General features: G+C 62.8%; 15 protein-coding genes and 3 tRNA genes. 11 read left to right on the top strand and 7 right to left on the bottom strand.

The genetic code is table 11. From position 1 onward, the window contains the following. Positions 1 to 26: 26 nt before the first annotated feature. Both O1Y97_RS16730 and O1Y97_RS16725 read left to right on the top strand, forming a co-directional pair. Complete coding sequence (locus tag O1Y97_RS16730; RefSeq protein WP_108609907.1) at positions 27 to 395, top strand: GFA family protein; 369 nt, start codon at positions 27 to 29, stop codon at positions 393 to 395. A 134-nt stretch (positions 396 to 529) separates the two neighbouring features. Next, positions 530 to 1,177, top strand: a complete 648-nt coding sequence (locus O1Y97_RS16725) for an OmpA family protein (RefSeq protein ID WP_108608209.1) — start codon at positions 530 to 532, stop codon at positions 1,175 to 1,177. A 147-nt stretch (positions 1,178 to 1,324) separates the two neighbouring features. Here the strand turns inward: O1Y97_RS16725 and O1Y97_RS16720 are convergent, their stop codons facing one another. The 3 genes from O1Y97_RS16720 to O1Y97_RS16710 all read right to left on the bottom strand — a co-directional run bounded on the left by O1Y97_RS16720 (position 1,325) and on the right by O1Y97_RS16710 (position 4,072). Next, entirely contained in the window at positions 1,325 to 2,863 is a 1,539-nt protein-coding gene (locus O1Y97_RS16720; protein WP_183261274.1) for a DEAD/DEAH box helicase, read from the bottom strand. A gap of 167 nt (positions 2,864 to 3,030) precedes the next feature. Further along, a complete protein-coding gene (locus O1Y97_RS16715) occupies positions 3,031 to 3,804 on the bottom strand; it encodes an NAD kinase (protein WP_108608207.1) in 774 nt (257 codons plus the stop codon). A gap of 100 nt (positions 3,805 to 3,904) precedes the next feature. Further along, positions 3,905 to 4,072 carry a hypothetical protein gene (locus tag O1Y97_RS16710; RefSeq protein ID WP_318761736.1) on the bottom strand — a complete coding sequence of 56 codons (168 nt, stop codon included), beginning with the start codon at positions 4,070 to 4,072 and terminating at the stop codon, positions 3,905 to 3,907. 157 nt (positions 4,073 to 4,229) lie between these two features. On the opposite strand from O1Y97_RS16710, the gene O1Y97_RS16705 reads away from it, so the two are divergent. Then, positions 4,230 to 4,305, top strand: a tRNA-Thr gene (locus O1Y97_RS16705). Between the two features lie 5 nt (positions 4,306 to 4,310). On the opposite strand, the gene O1Y97_RS16700 is transcribed toward O1Y97_RS16705, so the two are convergent. Beyond that, entirely contained in the window at positions 4,311 to 4,805 is a 495-nt protein-coding gene (locus tag O1Y97_RS16700; RefSeq protein WP_318761735.1) for a YbaK/EbsC family protein, read from the bottom strand. A 211-nt stretch (positions 4,806 to 5,016) separates the two neighbouring features. On the opposite strand from O1Y97_RS16700, the gene O1Y97_RS16695 reads away from it, so the two are divergent. Next, a complete protein-coding gene (locus tag O1Y97_RS16695; protein WP_183261269.1) occupies positions 5,017 to 5,340 on the top strand; it encodes a BA14K family protein in 324 nt (107 codons plus the stop codon). A 53-nt stretch (positions 5,341 to 5,393) separates the two neighbouring features. Here O1Y97_RS16695 and bhcR read toward each other — a convergent pair whose 3' ends face one another. Continuing rightward, positions 5,394 to 6,230: an HTH-type transcriptional regulator BhcR gene (gene bhcR / locus O1Y97_RS16690; protein ID WP_318761734.1), complete on the bottom strand. Its 837-nt coding sequence runs from the start codon at positions 6,228 to 6,230 to the stop codon at positions 5,394 to 5,396. 198 nt (positions 6,231 to 6,428) lie between these two features. Here bhcR and gcl point away from each other — a divergent pair, with 198 nt between their 5' ends. Genes gcl through O1Y97_RS16675 form a run of 3 tightly spaced genes read left to right on the top strand, consistent with a single transcriptional unit; the run spans position 6,429 to position 9,980 of the window. Further along, a complete protein-coding gene (gcl, locus tag O1Y97_RS16685) occupies positions 6,429 to 8,210 on the top strand; it encodes a glyoxylate carboligase (protein ID WP_318761733.1) in 1,782 nt (593 codons plus the stop codon). An 18-nt stretch (positions 8,211 to 8,228) separates the two neighbouring features. Next, positions 8,229 to 9,026 carry a 2-oxo-tetronate isomerase gene (gene otnI / locus O1Y97_RS16680; protein ID WP_318761732.1) on the top strand — a complete coding sequence of 266 codons (798 nt, stop codon included), beginning with the start codon at positions 8,229 to 8,231 and terminating at the stop codon, positions 9,024 to 9,026. 36 nt (positions 9,027 to 9,062) lie between these two features. After that, complete coding sequence (locus O1Y97_RS16675) at positions 9,063 to 9,980, top strand: 2-hydroxy-3-oxopropionate reductase (RefSeq protein WP_108609906.1); 918 nt, start codon at positions 9,063 to 9,065, stop codon at positions 9,978 to 9,980. A 116-nt stretch (positions 9,981 to 10,096) separates the two neighbouring features. On the opposite strand, the gene O1Y97_RS16670 is transcribed toward O1Y97_RS16675, so the two are convergent. Together O1Y97_RS16670 and rlmB are read right to left on the bottom strand one after the other, a co-directional pair. Further along, a complete protein-coding gene (locus tag O1Y97_RS16670) occupies positions 10,097 to 10,966 on the bottom strand; it encodes a WD40/YVTN/BNR-like repeat-containing protein (RefSeq protein ID WP_318761731.1) in 870 nt (289 codons plus the stop codon). Positions 10,967 to 11,081: 115 nt separating this feature from the next. Next, positions 11,082 to 11,930: a 23S rRNA (guanosine(2251)-2'-O)-methyltransferase RlmB gene (gene rlmB / locus O1Y97_RS16665; protein ID WP_318761730.1), complete on the bottom strand. Its 849-nt coding sequence runs from the start codon at positions 11,928 to 11,930 to the stop codon at positions 11,082 to 11,084. A gap of 197 nt (positions 11,931 to 12,127) precedes the next feature. On the opposite strand from rlmB, the gene O1Y97_RS16660 reads away from it, so the two are divergent. The 4 genes from O1Y97_RS16660 (at position 12,128) to O1Y97_RS16645 (ending at position 15,533) form a co-directional block, all read left to right on the top strand. Beyond that, positions 12,128 to 12,212: transfer RNA gene (locus tag O1Y97_RS16660), tRNA-Tyr, on the top strand. 126 nt (positions 12,213 to 12,338) lie between these two features. Further along, positions 12,339 to 12,412 (top strand) — tRNA-Gly (locus O1Y97_RS16655). A 196-nt stretch (positions 12,413 to 12,608) separates the two neighbouring features. Next, positions 12,609 to 13,784, top strand: coding sequence for an elongation factor Tu (gene tuf / locus O1Y97_RS16650; protein ID WP_108608191.1), 1,176 nt, complete (start codon positions 12,609 to 12,611; stop codon positions 13,782 to 13,784). 129 nt (positions 13,785 to 13,913) lie between these two features. Beyond that, the gene (locus O1Y97_RS16645) at positions 13,914 to 15,533 is read left to right on the top strand and encodes a hypothetical protein (protein WP_318761729.1); all 1,620 of its coding nucleotides are present in this window, start codon (positions 13,914 to 13,916) and stop codon (positions 15,531 to 15,533) included. Positions 15,534 to 15,610: the final 77 nt, after the last annotated feature.

Raw genomic sequence — 15,610 nt, 5'->3', positions numbered from 1 at the left:
CGACGCTGACCTGCGAGGAGATGGACATGGTCATCAAGGCAAGCTGCCATTGCAAGGCAACGACGTTCGAAGTGACGGAGGCGCCGGAGACTGTCACCGCCTGCACCTGTTCGTTCTGTTCCAAGCGCGGCTCGTTGTGGGCCTACTACACGCCGGCGCAATTCACGCTCACCAGCCCACCGGAAAACGTATCGGTCTATGAGTGGGGATCAAAGACGGTGAAGCACGGCTTCTGCGCCATCTGCGGCTGCGGCACCTTCACCAAGACACCTGACTGGTCGACCGGCGAGCCTGATTTCGACAACCCCAAGGTCAGCGTCAATGCTCGCCTGTTCGACGACTTCGATCTCGATAAGCTCGAGGTAGTGGTCATCGACGGAAAGAACCTCTGGTGACCTGGCGATAGTCTGTGACTTTGCGCCTCGGTTGCTCCGCTGATCCGTTTTTCGCCGTATTTCATGCTACAAGGCCGGTGAAGGGCTTTGCGCGAAACGCCATTGGGTTTCGCGGTACGGAGAGGGACATCCTTATGAAAAAGACAGTGATTTTGGTGCTGGCAGGCAGCATGTTCGTCGGCGCCTGCACCACCGACCCCTATACGGGTGATCAGAAGGTTTCCAACGCGGCTGCGGGTGCGGGCCTTGGTGCGTTGGCCGGTGCCGGCCTCGGCCTGCTGGCTGGCGGCAATGATCGCCGCAACGCGCTGATCGGCGCCGGTGTCGGCGCACTCGCCGGCGGTCTTGCCGGTGGCTACATGGACAGGCAGGAATCGGAGCTCCGCGCCCAGCTTCAGGGCACCGGCGTCAGCGTTACCCGCGCCGGCGACCAGATCATCCTGAACATGCCGTCGAACATTACCTTCGCCACGGACCAGGATGCCGTGAAGGCAGGCTTCTACGGCACCCTCAACTCGGTTGCCCTGGTGCTGAAGAAGTTCAACCAGACCACTGTCGACGTGTTCGGCCACACCGACTCGACCGGTGGCGACCAGCACAATTTCGACCTGTCGCAGCGTCGCGCGCTGTCGGTCGCCAACTACCTCGGTGCCCAGGGCGTCGATTCGCGCCGCTTTGCCGTCACCGGTTTCGGCGCGACGCGACCGATTGCGTCCAACGCTACGTCCGAAGGCCGCGCTCAGAACCGCCGCGTGGAAATCCAGCTGTCGCCGCTCACCTGAGTGGCGAGCAGACAAGCAAGCAACAAAACGGCCCCTTGCGGGCCGTTTTTCATTTGAGCTGCCATCCTCTGCGAAAGCCAGGTTCCTCTCAGGCACAAAAGAAAATGGCCCCGAAAGGGGCCATTTTTTCGTTGAGGCGCAGTGCACTCAGACGTTGGTCGCGATCAGCATGAACGCCGGCATGTCGTCGCCGAAGCCAACCGTGCGGTCGTCGTCTTCCTCGCGCTCGCGGTTGCTGCGACGGTTGCCGCGGTCGTCGCGACGCTGCTTGTCGTGTTCGGCGCGTGGCTTGCGTTCGGCATTGCCATTCCTGATCGCTTCCTTGCGCTCGCGGCGCTCGTCGATGTCGGACACGACATTGTCGACGGGAGCTTCAGGGGCGGCGGCTGCCTGGACGACGGGTGCTTCGGCACGGGGCTTGTGGTCGCGTTCGCGGCCGTGCCGATCTTTGCCCGCCCGGCGCGGCGCCCCGCGACCGCGGCGCGGAGCCACCTCGTCGTCGCCTTCGCTGGCAACGACCGTCGACAGGTCGCCATCGTGCCATTCGACTTCCAGGCCAGTCAGCCGGTGAATGGCGTCGACATATTTGGTGTCGGACTTGGTGACGATGGTGAAGGCTTTGCCGAGACGTCCGGCACGACCGGTGCGGCCGATGCGGTGGACATAGTCTTCGGCATGGATCGGTACGTCGTAATTGAAGACGTGGCTGACCTCGGGAATGTCGAGGCCACGCGCGGCAACGTCGGAGGCGACGAGCAGCTTCAGCTTGCCGTCACGGAAACCGGCCAGCATCGCCATGCGGGCCCGCTGATCCATGTCGCCATGCAGCGCACCGGCGTCGAAATCGTGCTTGACCAGCGAGCGGAACAGTTCCGACACATCGACCTTGCGGTTGCAGAAGATGATGGCGTTCTTGATCTCATCGCCTTCGGCATTGATGAGCTTGCGCAGCGTTTCGCGCTTGTCCCAGGGCTTGGGGCCGGATTTGACGAGACGCTGGGTGATGTTGGTGCTGGTCGATGCGGCCTTGGAGACCTCGACACGAACCGGCGCGTGCAGGAACTGCTCGGTCAGCTTGGTGATCTCTGGCGGCATCGTCGCCGAGAAGAACAGCGTCTGCCGCGTGAACGGGATCAGCTTGCAGATGCGCTCGATGTCGGGAATGAAGCCCATGTCGAGCATGCGATCTGCCTCGTCGATGACGAGAATCTCGACGCCGGTGAGCAAAAGCTTGCCGCGCTCGAAATGATCAAGCATGCGGCCGGGCGTGGCGATCAATACGTCAGCGCCGCGCTCGAGCTTCTTTTCCTGCTCATCGAACGACACACCGCCGATCAGCAGGGCGATGTTGAGGCGATGATTCTTGCCGTACTTGACGAAGTTCTCTTCGACCTGTGCGGCGAGCTCGCGCGTCGGTTCAAGGATCAGCGTGCGTGGCATGCGTGCCCGGGCGCGCCCCTTTTCAAGGCGCGTCAGCATCGGCAGCACGAAGGATGCTGTCTTGCCGGTACCCGTCTGGGCGATGCCAAGCACATCCTTGCCTTGCAAGGCGTGCGGGATCGCGCCTGCCTGGATCGGCGTGGGCTGCGTGTAGCCGGCGTCGGTGACTGCGGAAAGGACCTTCGGCGAGAGGCCGAGGTCTGCGAAGGTCAACGCTTCTGGAGCGGTCTGAGTGTCTTCGGACAAGTGTGTTGGCTGTCTTTGCTCGTTCAAGGGCGCGGCGCATTCGCCACGACAGGCGCAACTCGCCTGCAATATGCCGCAACGCGATAGGCGTAAGTGTGCGATTTGTCAACTCAAACTGGCACCCAACCGGCGTTTGCAGCCCTTTACTTCCGGCTGTGGCCCAATGCTCAGTATTTGAACTGCTCGGCCAGGATGCGCTCGCTCCAGGAATGGCCGGCATCGAACAGCAGGGTCGCGGTATGCGATGCCGATTCCTTGACCTCGACCGAGACCACGGATTTGACTTCCGTGTGGTCGGCAACCGCGTTTACCGGGCGCTTCCGTTCCTCCAGTATTTCGAAGCGCACGACTGCGGTCTTCGGCAACAGCGCGCCGCGCCAGCGCCGTGGCCGGAACGGGCTGACCGGCGTGAGCGCCAGCAGCGGCGCGTCGAGCGGCAGGATCGGACCGTGCGCCGACAGATTGTAGGCGGTCGAACCGGCGGGTGTCGCCACCATCACGCCGTCGCAGATCAGGTCCTCGAGCCGCACCTTGCCGTCGACAGATATGCGCAGCCGTGCGGCCTGGTAGGACTGCCGCAGCAGCGACACTTCGTTGATGGCCAGCGCTTGCGTCGCGGCGCCCGTGTCGTCGATGGTTTCCATCTCGAGCGGACGGATGGTTTCAGCAACGGCCGCGGCAAGGCGCCCGGGCAGGGCGTCCTCGCTGTATTCGTTCATCAGAAACCCGACCGTGCCCCGGTTCATGCCGTAGACGCGCTTGCCGGTGCTCATCGTCTCGCGCAGCGTCTGCAGCAGGAAACCGTCGCCGCCCAGCGCCACGACGATGTCGGCCTGACCGAAAGGCATCTGGCCATAGCGCCGCGAAAGCCGCTTTGCGGCGGCGTCCGCCTCGGGCGTGCCCGATGATGCGAACGAAAATGTCAGCGACTTGGCGTCCATATGCTCCCTGCAGGCGGTCCGAACGCCGATGCCGGCCGCCGGCATCGGGTTAGCATGCAGGCTTGGCGAAGCAAAGGGAGGGGAGCCAGTTCGGCCCGGTTCAGCCCATGCCTGTGACGTGGCGGAGGTAAAAGGCAAGGGCGATGAAGCCGACGATCGCGGCGATGCCGGTCCAGTCGACCTGTGCCTTCTTGGCCAGGCGGAAAATGCTGAGCAGCAAAAGCCAGGCGACCACGATCGCCACAGCCACGATGACAAACCTGATCATCCATCATCTCCGACGCGAGGGCCGATGCCTTTGGTCAAGATGTAGGGAAGCTCGAGTGCGAGTTTTAGGGCGATAGCCGCGATGCGCCTTGGGGAAGCGTCGCAGCTCGACCGAAATTGTCTTTACTGGCGCACAGAATATGCTAACGGGGCGAAATGCCCTTGTAGCTCAGCTGGTAGAGCAGCGGTTTTGTAAACCGAAGGTCGCGGGTTCGATTCCTGCCGGGGGCACCAGCCAACTACTCAGCAGCTTCCGCTTCTTGCCTGTCGACGACATCCTGGCAGATGTCGCACCATTGCGCGCCAACAAGCTGTGCCATGCGTTCGACGCCGATGCGCACTGCTGCATTCGTCGCCCCTGCGGCCGGCACGACTTCGTCGTAGGCGCGCAGCGAGACGTCGCAGTAGACGGGCAGGGGCGTTGCCAGGCCGAACGGGCACACGCCGCCGACCGGGTGCCCGGTGAGTTCAGCCACCTGCTCGGCATCGAGCATGCGCGGCTTGCCGCCGAATGCATCGCGGGACTTGCGATTGTCGATGCGCGCGTCACCCCGGGCGACGACCAGCAGCGCGCGATCGCCAACGCGCAGGCAGATCGTCTTGGCGATCTGGGCGGGCTCGACCCCGTGGGCTTCGGCTGCCAAGGTCACCGTTGCCGAACTGGTCGGCGTCACGATGACCTTGATGTCGGGGGCATGCTCGGCGAAGAAGGCTTTGACTGACTGCAGGCTCATGGTCTTTTCCGGCGACTGTCATTGCGTTGAGCTTCTGACTTCGTCTGATGTCGCCCGGCTGTCAAGCATAGCCGTTTGGCCCATCGCGCATCGATCCGCGCGGAAACCTGCAGAAAAAATCTCTCAGCTGCGTGAACCTTTTGCCCGCCCGCCGCCACTGACTGGCATGAGGCGGATGGAACGCCTCCCAGATCAACCGAAGGAGAGCACCATGTCGTTCAAGAGCAAGATGATTTCGGGTCTTATCGCTGCTGCCGTCGTCGCAACCGGCCTCGCCGGCACCGTCCAGCAGTCTTCCGCGGGCGGTTTGACCCGGGCCGAGGCCGCAGCACTCGCCGGCGCAGGCGGCTTCATTGCCGGCGCCATCATCGCCGGCGGCCACCGTCCGGCTCCGGCGCCTTATTATGACGCCTATTATCCGGTGGATCCTTATGGCAGCCATGTCCAGCGCTGCCTGGCCCGCTATCGCAGCTACGATCCGCGTACCGACACCTATGTCGGCTACGATGGCCGGCTGCGCTATTGCCGCCTGTAGCCGGAACGACCTTGCAATCGGGAGAAGGGGCAACCTTTCTCCCGATTGCGCTTTCAGAGGCCCGGCACGGTGCCGTCGGGCGATCCCCCGATCATCCGGGTCAGCTCTGCCGCCGCGTCACGGACGATCGGGCCGATCTCGCCGAGCCGTTCCGGTGTCACGCGCACAGTCGGCCCCGAAACCGAAACGCCGCCAATGGGTTCGCCGAACTCGTTGAACACAGCCGCTGCGATGCAGCGCATACCGGGGTAACGCTCCTCATCGTCAACCGACCAGCCGCGCGCGCGGATTTGTTCGAGATCGCGCGCAAGCGATGCCGGTTCCGAGAGCGTCCTTTCGGTATAGGCGTCGAGGCCGGCCTTGCGCACGATGGCGTTGACGCGGTCGCGGTCGAGATGGGCAAGAACCGCCTTGCCGATGCCCGATGCATGGAACGGGCTGCGGGTGCCTGGCCGGAAGAAGGCACGGATCGCCTGGTGCGTCTCGACCTGGCTGACGAAGACGACACAATCGTCTTCGGCGACACCGAGGTTGGCCGTTTCGCCGGTTTTCTCCATCAGTTCCTGCATGACGGTGCGGGCACGGTCGACGAGCTTGCGCCGGCGCAGGAAGGCAGCTCCCATGCGATAGGTCTCGACCCCGATCGACCACAGCTGGCCGTCGCTGTCGAACTCGACCATGCCGTGGTTCTGCAGCGTCGTCAGCATGCGGTAGGCGGTCGCCGCGGCAAGCTCGGAGGCGGCCGATATCTCGCTCAGTGACAGCCCGTCGCTATGGGCGACGATCGCCAGGATGCGCAGTGCCCGATCCAGCGACTGCACGGATCCCGAGTCTGGGGCGGGCTGGAAGGCGCGAGGCCGCCCACGTTGCCGTTTTTCCATCGTTGCCATGACGTTTGCTCCGCGAGGTCTTTAAAAAACTTTTTCATCCAAGATGGCGGGCTTTGCAACGAAAAATGAAAACCAACGCAAAATCAGATAGTAAGCACCAGTAATTAGAAATGAAAAAATATTTTGAAAAAATTGCAAAATACGAACTGCGGTGACACGATCAGCCAACAATCAGTTTCGATCGTTGGAGGTAAGACCATGGCCAGGATGCGCGCTGTCGATGCAGCGGTCCTCGTTCTCGAGAAGGAAGGCATCTCTTGTGCCTTCGGCGTGCCGGGTGCCGCCATCAACCCGCTCTATTCCGCGCTCAAGGCGCGCGGTTCGATCCGCCACGTGCTTGCCCGACACGTCGAAGGCGCTTCGCACATGGCGGAGGGCTACACCCGCACCAAGGCCGGCAATATCGGCCTCTGCATCGGCACTTCGGGGCCGGCCGGCACCGACATGATCACCGGTCTCTATTCGGCATCCGCCGACTCGATCCCGATCCTCTGCATCACCGGCCAGGCGCCGCGCGCCCGCCTCACCAAGGAGGATTTCCAGGCCGTCGATATCGCCGCGATCGCAGGCCCGGTCACCAAGTGGGCCGTCACCGTCATGGAGCCGTATCTGGTTCCGATGACGCTGCAGAAGGCATTCTACCTGATGCGCTCGGGTCGGCCCGGGCCGGTCCTTGTCGATCTGCCGGTCGACGTTCAGCTGGCCGAAATCGAATTCGACATCGACGCCTACGAGCCGCTCGCGGTCCACAAGCCGGCGATGACGCGCGCTCAGGCCGAGAAGGCGCTATCGATGCTCAACGAGGCGGAGAAGCCGCTGATCGTCGCCGGCGGCGGCATCATCAACGCCGACGCATCGGACCTGCTGATCGAGTTCGCCGAGATATCGGGAATTCCCGTCGTGCCCACCCTGATGGGCTGGGGCGCGATCCCCGACGACCACCGCCTGATGGCCGGTATGTGCGGCCTGCAGACCTCGCACCGTTACGGCAACGCGACGATGCTCGCATCCGATTTCGTTCTCGGCATCGGCAACCGCTGGGCCAACCGCCATACCGGTTCGGTCGACAAGTACACGGCCGGCCGCAAGTTCATCCACATCGACATCGAGCCGACCCAGATCGGCCGTGTCTTTGCGCCCGACCTCGGCGTTACCTCGGATGCCGGCGCTGCCCTGAAGATACTTCTCGATGTCGCCACCGAATGGAAGACGGCCGGCAAGCTGCGTGACTGGTCCGGCTGGGCCAGGGAGTGCCAGGACCGCAAGAAGACGATGAAGCGCAAGACCCATTTCGAGCAGGTGCCGCTCAAGCCGCAGCGCGTCTACGAGGAAATGAACAAGGCGTTCGGGCGCGACACCACCTATGTCACCACCATCGGCCTGTCGCAGATTGCCGGTGCCCAGTTCCTGCACGTCTACAAGCCGCGCAACTGGATCAATTGCGGCCAGGCCGGGCCGCTCGGCTGGACATTGCCGGCAGCCCTCGGCGTTCGCGCCGCCGATCCGGATCGTGATATCGTGGCACTTTCGGGCGACTATGACTTCCAGTTCATGATCGAGGAACTGGCGGTCGGCGCCCAGCACAAGCTGCCCTACATCCATGTCGTCGTGAACAACGCCTATCTCGGCCTCATCCGCCAGGCGCAGCGCGGCTTCACGATGGATTTCGAAGTCAGCCTGGCGTTCGAAAACATCAACCGTTCAGGCGATCCCGAAGCAGGTTATGGTGTCGATCACGTCGCGGTTGCCGAAGCCATGGGCTGCAAGGCCGTCCGGGTTCGCAAGCCGGAAGAATTTGCCTCGGCCTTCAAGCAGGCCAGGCAGTTGATGAAGGAACACCAGGTGCCCGTCGTCCTCGAGTTCATTCTCGAACGCGTCACCAACATCTCCATGGGCGTCGAGATCGACAACGTCGTCGAGTTCGAAGAGCTTGCCGAGAGCAACGAAGACGCGCCGACCGCGATCATGCTGCTCGACTGATCATCCGAGGGAAGACCAATGCCTAAGTTTTCAGCTAACCTTTCGATGCTCTTTGGCGAGCATGATTTTCTCGACCGTTTTGATGCCGCGGCACGCGCCGGCTTCAAGGCCGTCGAGTACATCGCACCCTACGATCACGCTCCCGACGTCGTGGCAGCGCGCCTCAAGAAGAACGGCCTCACCCAGGCGCTGTTCAACCTGCCGCCGGGCGACTGGGCGGCAGGCGAACGCGGCATCGCCGTGTTGCCCGACCGCATCCACGAATTCCGCCAGGGCGTGGCCAAGGCGATCACCTATGCCCACGCGCTCGGCTGCGAACAGGTGAACTGCCTGGCCGGCATCGCGCCTGCTGGCAACGCCCGTGACGTGCTGGAGAATGTCTTCGTCGAGAATCTCGCCTTTGCGGCGGAGAAACTGAAGGCGGCGGGCATCCGGCTGCTGATCGAGCCGATCAACACCAGGGACATCCCAGGCTTCTTCCTGACCAACACCAGTCAGGCGCTTGGCATCATCGACCGGGTCGGTTCCGACAACCTCTATCTGCAGTACGACATCTACCACATGCAGATCATGGAGGGCGATCTCGCCCGCACCATCGAGGCCAATCTGAGCCGCATCGCCCACGTGCAACTCGCTGACAACCCCGGGCGTCATGAGCCGGGGACGGGCGAGATCAACTACCCGTTCCTCTACGAACACCTCGACCGCATCGGCTACGCCGGCTGGGTCGGGGCCGAATACAAGCCGAAGGCCGGAACGGTCGAAGGCCTGGGCTGGTTCGAGGGCTTTGCCAACAAGGGCAGCGCCGCAGCCTGACAGCGCGCCTGCCACCGGAATTGAAGGAATATGGAAATGGAAAAGATCGGATTTGTTGGGCTGGGCATCATGGGCGCGCCGATGGCGGGTCACCTGCTGGACGCGGGTTTTGAGGTGGTTGCCAGCGACCATCGTGGCGCCCTGCCAGCCGAACTGGTTGGCAAGGGGCTGAAGTCGGTCTCCGGGCATCAGGCCCTGGCCAAGGCTGCCGATGTCATCATCCTGATGGTGCCGGATACGCCACAGGTCGCCGATGTGCTGTTTGGAGAAAATAGTGTTGCATCAGGACTTTCCAAAGGAAAGCTCGTGATCGACATGAGCTCGATCTCGCCGATCGAGACCAAGGAGTTTGCCAGGAAGATCAATGAACTCGGCTGCGACTATCTCGATGCGCCGGTTTCCGGCGGCGAGGTCGGCGCCAAGGCCGCGTCGCTGACCATCATGGTCGGCGGCGAGGAGAAACCCTTCGAGCGTGCTCGCCCGGTGTTCGAGAAGATGGGCAAGAACATCACCCTCGTCGGACCCAACGGCGTCGGCCAGACGACCAAGGTTGCTAACCAGATCGTCGTTGCGCTGACCATTGAGGCGGTCGCCGAGGCATTGCTGTTCGCCTCCAAGGCAGGCGCCGACCCAGCCAAGGTCCGTCAGGCGCTGATGGGTGGCCTTGCTGCCTCGCGCATCCTTGAGGTGCATGGCGAGCGGATGTACAAGCGCACCTTCGCGCCTGGCTTCCGCATCGAGCTGCACCAGAAGGACCTCAATCTCGCGCTGCAGGGCGCCAAGGCGCTTGGCGTGTCCTTGCCCAACACCTCGATGACGCAGGAACTGTTCAACTCCTGCGCCGCCAATGGCGGGGCGAAGGAGGATCACTCGGCGCTGGTGCGCGCACTGGAGCGCATGGCCAATTTCGAGGTCGGCGCCGACGTGGCCGATGCAAAGGGCAAGGCGGCATAGGCAGGGAAGGGCGCGGCGGAAGTTCCCAACGCCGCAGCTTTCTCATCACTGTCGATGAACGGGTCCCTGCGGTATCGCAGCGGACCCGTTCAGCGTTTATCTGGCCTCGGTGGGGCTTAATTGCTGCCGAGCACGGCCCACTTCGCACCGGCATCGCTGGAAACGACGATGGCGCTTGTACCGGTCACGGCGACCATGCGCGCAGGTGTCTGCGGGTCGACAGCCAGGTGCAGTATGTAGCCTGCCGGATCTGGCCCTTCGCCCAGCACCGCGAAGTCGGGCGCCGTCTCGGTGGCCCGCATCAGCCCGCGCCCGGGCACGAAGGCGTAGATCGAGCCGTCGGCGGTCAATTCCACCGTGGTCACCGGAACGCCGGGGAGAATGGTCTGCCAGCTTCGGGCGGCGTCGCGGCTCACCTTTAGTCCTTCTTCGGTCGCGGCATAGACCGTATCGGGGCTTGCCGGCGAGACCGCCAAGTCGATCAGCTTGGCTGGTGCGTCGCCTGCAATCGCCCAGGTCTTGCCGCCGTCGCGGCTGGTCTGGATTGACCCATACGAGCCATAGAGCACGTCGGGATTGCCGGGGCTCGCCGCAAGCTGGTGGAAGTCGACCGGACCGTCGACGCCGGGTGCGATCTGCTGCCAGCTCTTTCCTGAATCCGTCGACTTGATGAAACCGAGATTGCCACCGCCTTGCGGGTGGCCGCTGGCGAACATGATCGTGGCATTGGTAGGGTGCGGCACAAAACCCATGAAGTCGTCGCGGCTGTCCGAAACCGGCGTCACCGTGCCGTCGGGCGCAGCCTTCATCAGCCCGTGGTGGGTGGCGACCAGCACGATGGAAGGATCGGCACGGTCGAAGGCCAGTCCGTGGATATGCGTCTTGCCGGCCAGTTCGGCCACAGTGATTCCCTGGGCGATTGCAGGGGAGACAGCGCCGAGCGCAATACCGGCTGACAAGAGGGTGAAAAATCCGAGGCGACGCATGACAAGACTCCGTTGTGCCCAGAGGCTACGGCCTCCGCCAAGTGGAAGGTCAAGGGCGCCGGCGTTGAATTCGCTGCGCTGCCGCACTGGCTGGCTTGCAGGCCAGCCAGAGGCGTCAGCCGAGGAATTTCCGCGCCGCGTAGAGCGACACAGCCGCAGCGTTCGACACATTGAGCGAATGGATTGCACCCGGCATGTCGAGACGCGCCAGTGCCGTGACCGTCTCACGTGTCTTCTGGCGCAGTCCCTTGCCTTCGGCGCCGAGTACCAGCGCCAGCTTGTCTCCGGAAAAACTCTTTTCGAGCTCCGCCGGGCCTTCCGAATCGAGCCCGATGGTCTGGAAGCCGGCCTCATGCAGTTCGCCGAGTGCTTCGGACAGGTTGCGCACTTCGATCAGGTCGATGTGTTCGAGCGCGCCAGACGCCGATTTGGCGAGCACGCCGCTTTCGTGCGGGCTGTGGCGCTGGGTGGTGATCAGCGCACCGGCGCCGAAAGCCACTGCCGAACGCATGATGGCACCAACATTGTGCGGGTCGGTAACCTGGTCGAGCACCAGAATCAGCGGCGAATCGCCCAGCGCCGACAGCGCCTTGGATTTCAGCGGCTCGGCCTCGATCAGCACGCCCTGGTGAACGGCGTCCGTGCCCGTGACCTTGTCGATCTCCTTCGGCTCAACCAGCTCGGTGGCGAAGGGCAGGGCACCAAGGTCGGCAATCTCCAGCCTTTCGGCGGCATTACGGGTGATCAGCATGCGCCTGATCTTGCGGCGCGGATTGTCGAGCGCTGCGCGCACGGTGTGCAGGCCATAAAGCCGCACCAGACCGTCGGCAGCGTTCTCGCCCGGTGGCACATGGCGCTTGGGCCTAAATTCAGGCGCGCCGCCGCTTTTCTGGTCGCGAAAGGTGCGGCGCAGCTTGGCGTAGTGGCTGTCCTTGGGGGTTCCGGGCTTTTTTGTATCGTTCATGCGCCTGCTATAGCGGCAGCTCCAGGCTTTGGATACGGCCCGTTAGTCGGCGCTTCGAATATTCCGCATGAAAAGGCGCGCTGTCCGGTTGACAGGCCAAATCCTTGTCGCCATAAGCCCACGCAGATTTCGGGGCAGGGCGCTTCGCTCGGCACCGTGATCGAAAAGCCTCGTAGCATGGCTCCGGCAAAGCAGTTGGAGGAGTGCCCGAGTGGTTAAAGGGGACGGACTGTAAATCCGTTAGCTCAGCTTACGTTGGTTCGAATCCAACCTCCTCCACCACTGCCGGCCCGGAAGCCATAAAGCGCATGGCCTCGAAAGGTGAGTTCATCTTTCGGCAAGGAACATGCGCCAAGGTATATGCCAAGAGCGTCCTTCGCTCCTGAACAGGCGCGCGGCGCTCAGGGCGCGGGTATAGCTCAATGGTAGAGCAGCAGCCTTCCAAGCTGAATACGCGGGTTCGATTCCCGCTACCCGCTCCAGCGCATTTCGCCGAAGCGAGAAGCCTTTTATTTTTATCCGCTTGCTCCCATATGTGCGTCCAGCACTGAAAGAGTAGCGCTGCTTTTGGGCCTGACCTTGGCGTTTGGGCAAAAGGCGCTTGTCTTTTTCGGCCTTTATCGGTAATCGCCCCGCATCCGACCGGAACCAAGGTCCCGATGCCCAAGGAAAGAGACAATGGCTAAAGGTAAATTCGAGCGTAATAAGCCTCACGTGAACATTGGCACGATTGGTCACGTCGACCACGGCAAGACGTCGCTGACGGCGGCGATCACGAAGTATTTCGGCGAGTTCAAGGCCTACGACCAGATCGACGCAGCGCCTGAAGAGAAGGCCCGCGGCATCACCATTTCGACGGCACACGTCGAATACGAGACGCCGGCCCGCCACTACGCTCACGTCGACTGCCCCGGCCACGCCGACTATGTCAAGAACATGATCACCGGTGCCGCCCAGATGGACGGCGCGATCCTGGTCGTTTCGGCTGCCGACGGCCCGATGCCGCAGACCCGCGAGCACATCCTGCTCGCCCGTCAGGTCGGCGTTCCGGCCCTGGTGGTGTTCCTCAACAAGGTCGACCTGGTCGACGACGCCGAGCTGCTCGAACTGGTCGAGCTCGAAGTGCGCGAGCTGCTGTCGAAGTACGAGTTCCCCGGCGACGACATTCCGATGATCAAGGGCTCGGCTGTTGCTGCGCTCAACGATTCGGACAAGAAGATCGGCGAAGACGCGATCCGCGAGCTGATGGCAGCTGTCGACGCCTACATCCCGACGCCTGAGCGTCCGATCGACCGTCCGTTCCTGATGCCGATCGAAGACGTGTTCTCGATCTCGGGCCGCGGCACGGTCGTCACCGGTCGCGTCGAGCGCGGCATCGTCAAGGTCGGCGAAGAAGTCGAGATCGTCGGCATCAAGGCGACCTCGAAGACGACGGTTACCGGCGTCGAGATGTTCCGCAAGCTGCTCGACCAGGGCCAGGCCGGCGACAACATCGGCGCGCTGATCCGTGGCGTTGGCCGTGAAGACGTCGAGCGCGGCCAGGTGCTGTGCAAGCCGGGTTCGGTCAAGCCGCACAAGAAGTTCGTGGCTGAAGCCTACATCCTGACCAAGGAAGAGGGTGGCCGTCACACGCCGTTCTTCACCAACTACCGTCCGCAGTTCTATTTCCGCACGACCGACGTGACCGGCATCGTGTCGCTGCCGGAAGGCACCGAGATGGTCATGCCCGGCGACAACATCACCGTTGACGTCGAGCTGATCGTGCCGATCGCCATGGAAGAGAAGCTCCGCTTCGCTATCCGTGAAGGCGGCCGCACCGTCGGCGCCGGCATCGTCGCTTCGATCAAAGAATAATCGACGGTTCACTGTCGAAAGCATGAAGGGCGGCCTCCGGGCCGCCCTTTTTGTTTGGCCGATACGTTGCAAGTCCCGGTTCCGGAATTACTATCGCTTTGGGTAGCGGCTGGTTTGGGGGAATCCGCCATGGGCAAGGGCTCGCGCGCAGTCTGGCAGGAGCTTGTCCTGTCTTTTGCCTTGGCTATCGTAGTCGCACTGTCGTTTCCGGCCTCGGCGGAAGCCGCCAAGCACAAGCCTCCGGACAATGACGGGCCGCCCATGCGTTTCGCCGTCGTGCGCAGCGCCTCGCCGGGTTGCGAGCCGCTTTGCCCTGAATGGATTTCGGCCGAGGGCACGATCACGCGTTCGACGCCTGCCGAGTTCAAGAAGCTGCTCAAGAAGCTGGGCGACAAGCGACTGCCAGTCATCGTGACTTCGCCCGGCGGCCACGTCGAGGCGGCATGGGAGCTGGGCCGGATGCTGCGGGCGCGCAAGCTCGACATTGGCGTTGGGCTTACCAGGTTTGTCGAATGTGCGCCTGGTCAGAAGGGCTGCAAGCTCGATCCGGCCAGGAAGGGTATCTACTCAGGCGCCTTGTACGCGGCCGGCGCTTACTGCGCCTCCGCTTGCTCGATGATGTTCGCGGGCGGCGTGCGCAGGCATGTGGGGCAGTGGGCCTACATGGGCGTCCATCAGGTGACGTCTTATGTGACGCAGCAGAAGATCACCTATCGCGAGACCTACCGGATCGTGAACGGCAAGAAGAAGGGCATCAAGCGCAAGGTCGTTGGCCGCAAGACAGTGGGCAGCTACACCACGACCAAGATGGGCAAGGCGTTCAAGTCCAAGATGTTGGCCTATCTCAAGGAGATGGGGGTCAAGCAGGCCATGTTCGATGCGGGGCAAAGCACACCCGCCGCCGACATGCGCCAGCTTGCCCTGGTGGAGATGCTCGACATGAACCTTGTCACGAGCATGGATGCCACCGACGCGCTGGTGAGCATCGAGATCTGCAAGCGCGCTGTTCCCGCCGGAAATTGCAACCTCGCGCCTGGTGTCAAACCACAACCCGGCACATACCCCAATCCCGTTGTGCCGGAAGACGGTGGTATGTGGTTTGTGGTTGTTCGCTCCGGCGAGGCTGGTTGCGAACCGACTTGCCCCGAATGGATTTCTGCTGAAGGCGACATCGATGCCAAGGCGTTGCCGCGGCTCGAGGCGACGCTCAAGGCGCTGGGCGGGCGGAAGCTTCCTTTGGTGGTGTCATCCAGAGGTGGCGACGTGGATACGTCGATGGCAATGGGCAAGATGATCCGCAAGCACGGCTTGGACGTTGCGGTTGGGGGCACGATATTTGGCGGCTGCCGGCCGCGCGATGAGGGCTGCAAGGTACCAGCCAAGTCGCCGTTCTTTGGCAATGCGGTTTCATACGAAGGGCTGTGCCTAAGCGATTGCACCCTCCTGCTGGCCGCGGGTAAGACGAGGCTGGTTGGCTACGGTGCTCGATTGGGTTGGTATCTGAGAGCTAAGCCGTCCACATCCGTGCTTGCGTCGTATCTTGACGAAATGGGGGTGCGGGCTCAATCGTTCGACGACGTTGCGCCCATCAAGGTCGTCTATACTGACCAGACAAGGCTCAGGGCGGCGGGGCTCCTGACCCGGAATGGCTCAGTGGATCTGCTGATCGATGGCAGTGTTTGCCGGCTGATCCCTATCCCCGCCAATTGCAGGCTTGCCAGTCAAGGTGAGTTTGCGCGGAAACAGTAAGGCGTCCCGCACTCAACGTTAGCTTCACTGGCTTCCCACTCGCGATCCCCATATGCCTCCAACGCTATAGGATGAAG

Source organism: Aminobacter niigataensis (assembly GCF_946995915.1).
Taxonomy (GTDB): Bacteria; Pseudomonadota; Alphaproteobacteria; order Rhizobiales; family Rhizobiaceae; genus Aminobacter; species Aminobacter niigataensis.
This window is presented reverse-complemented; position numbering and strand designations above follow the sequence as displayed.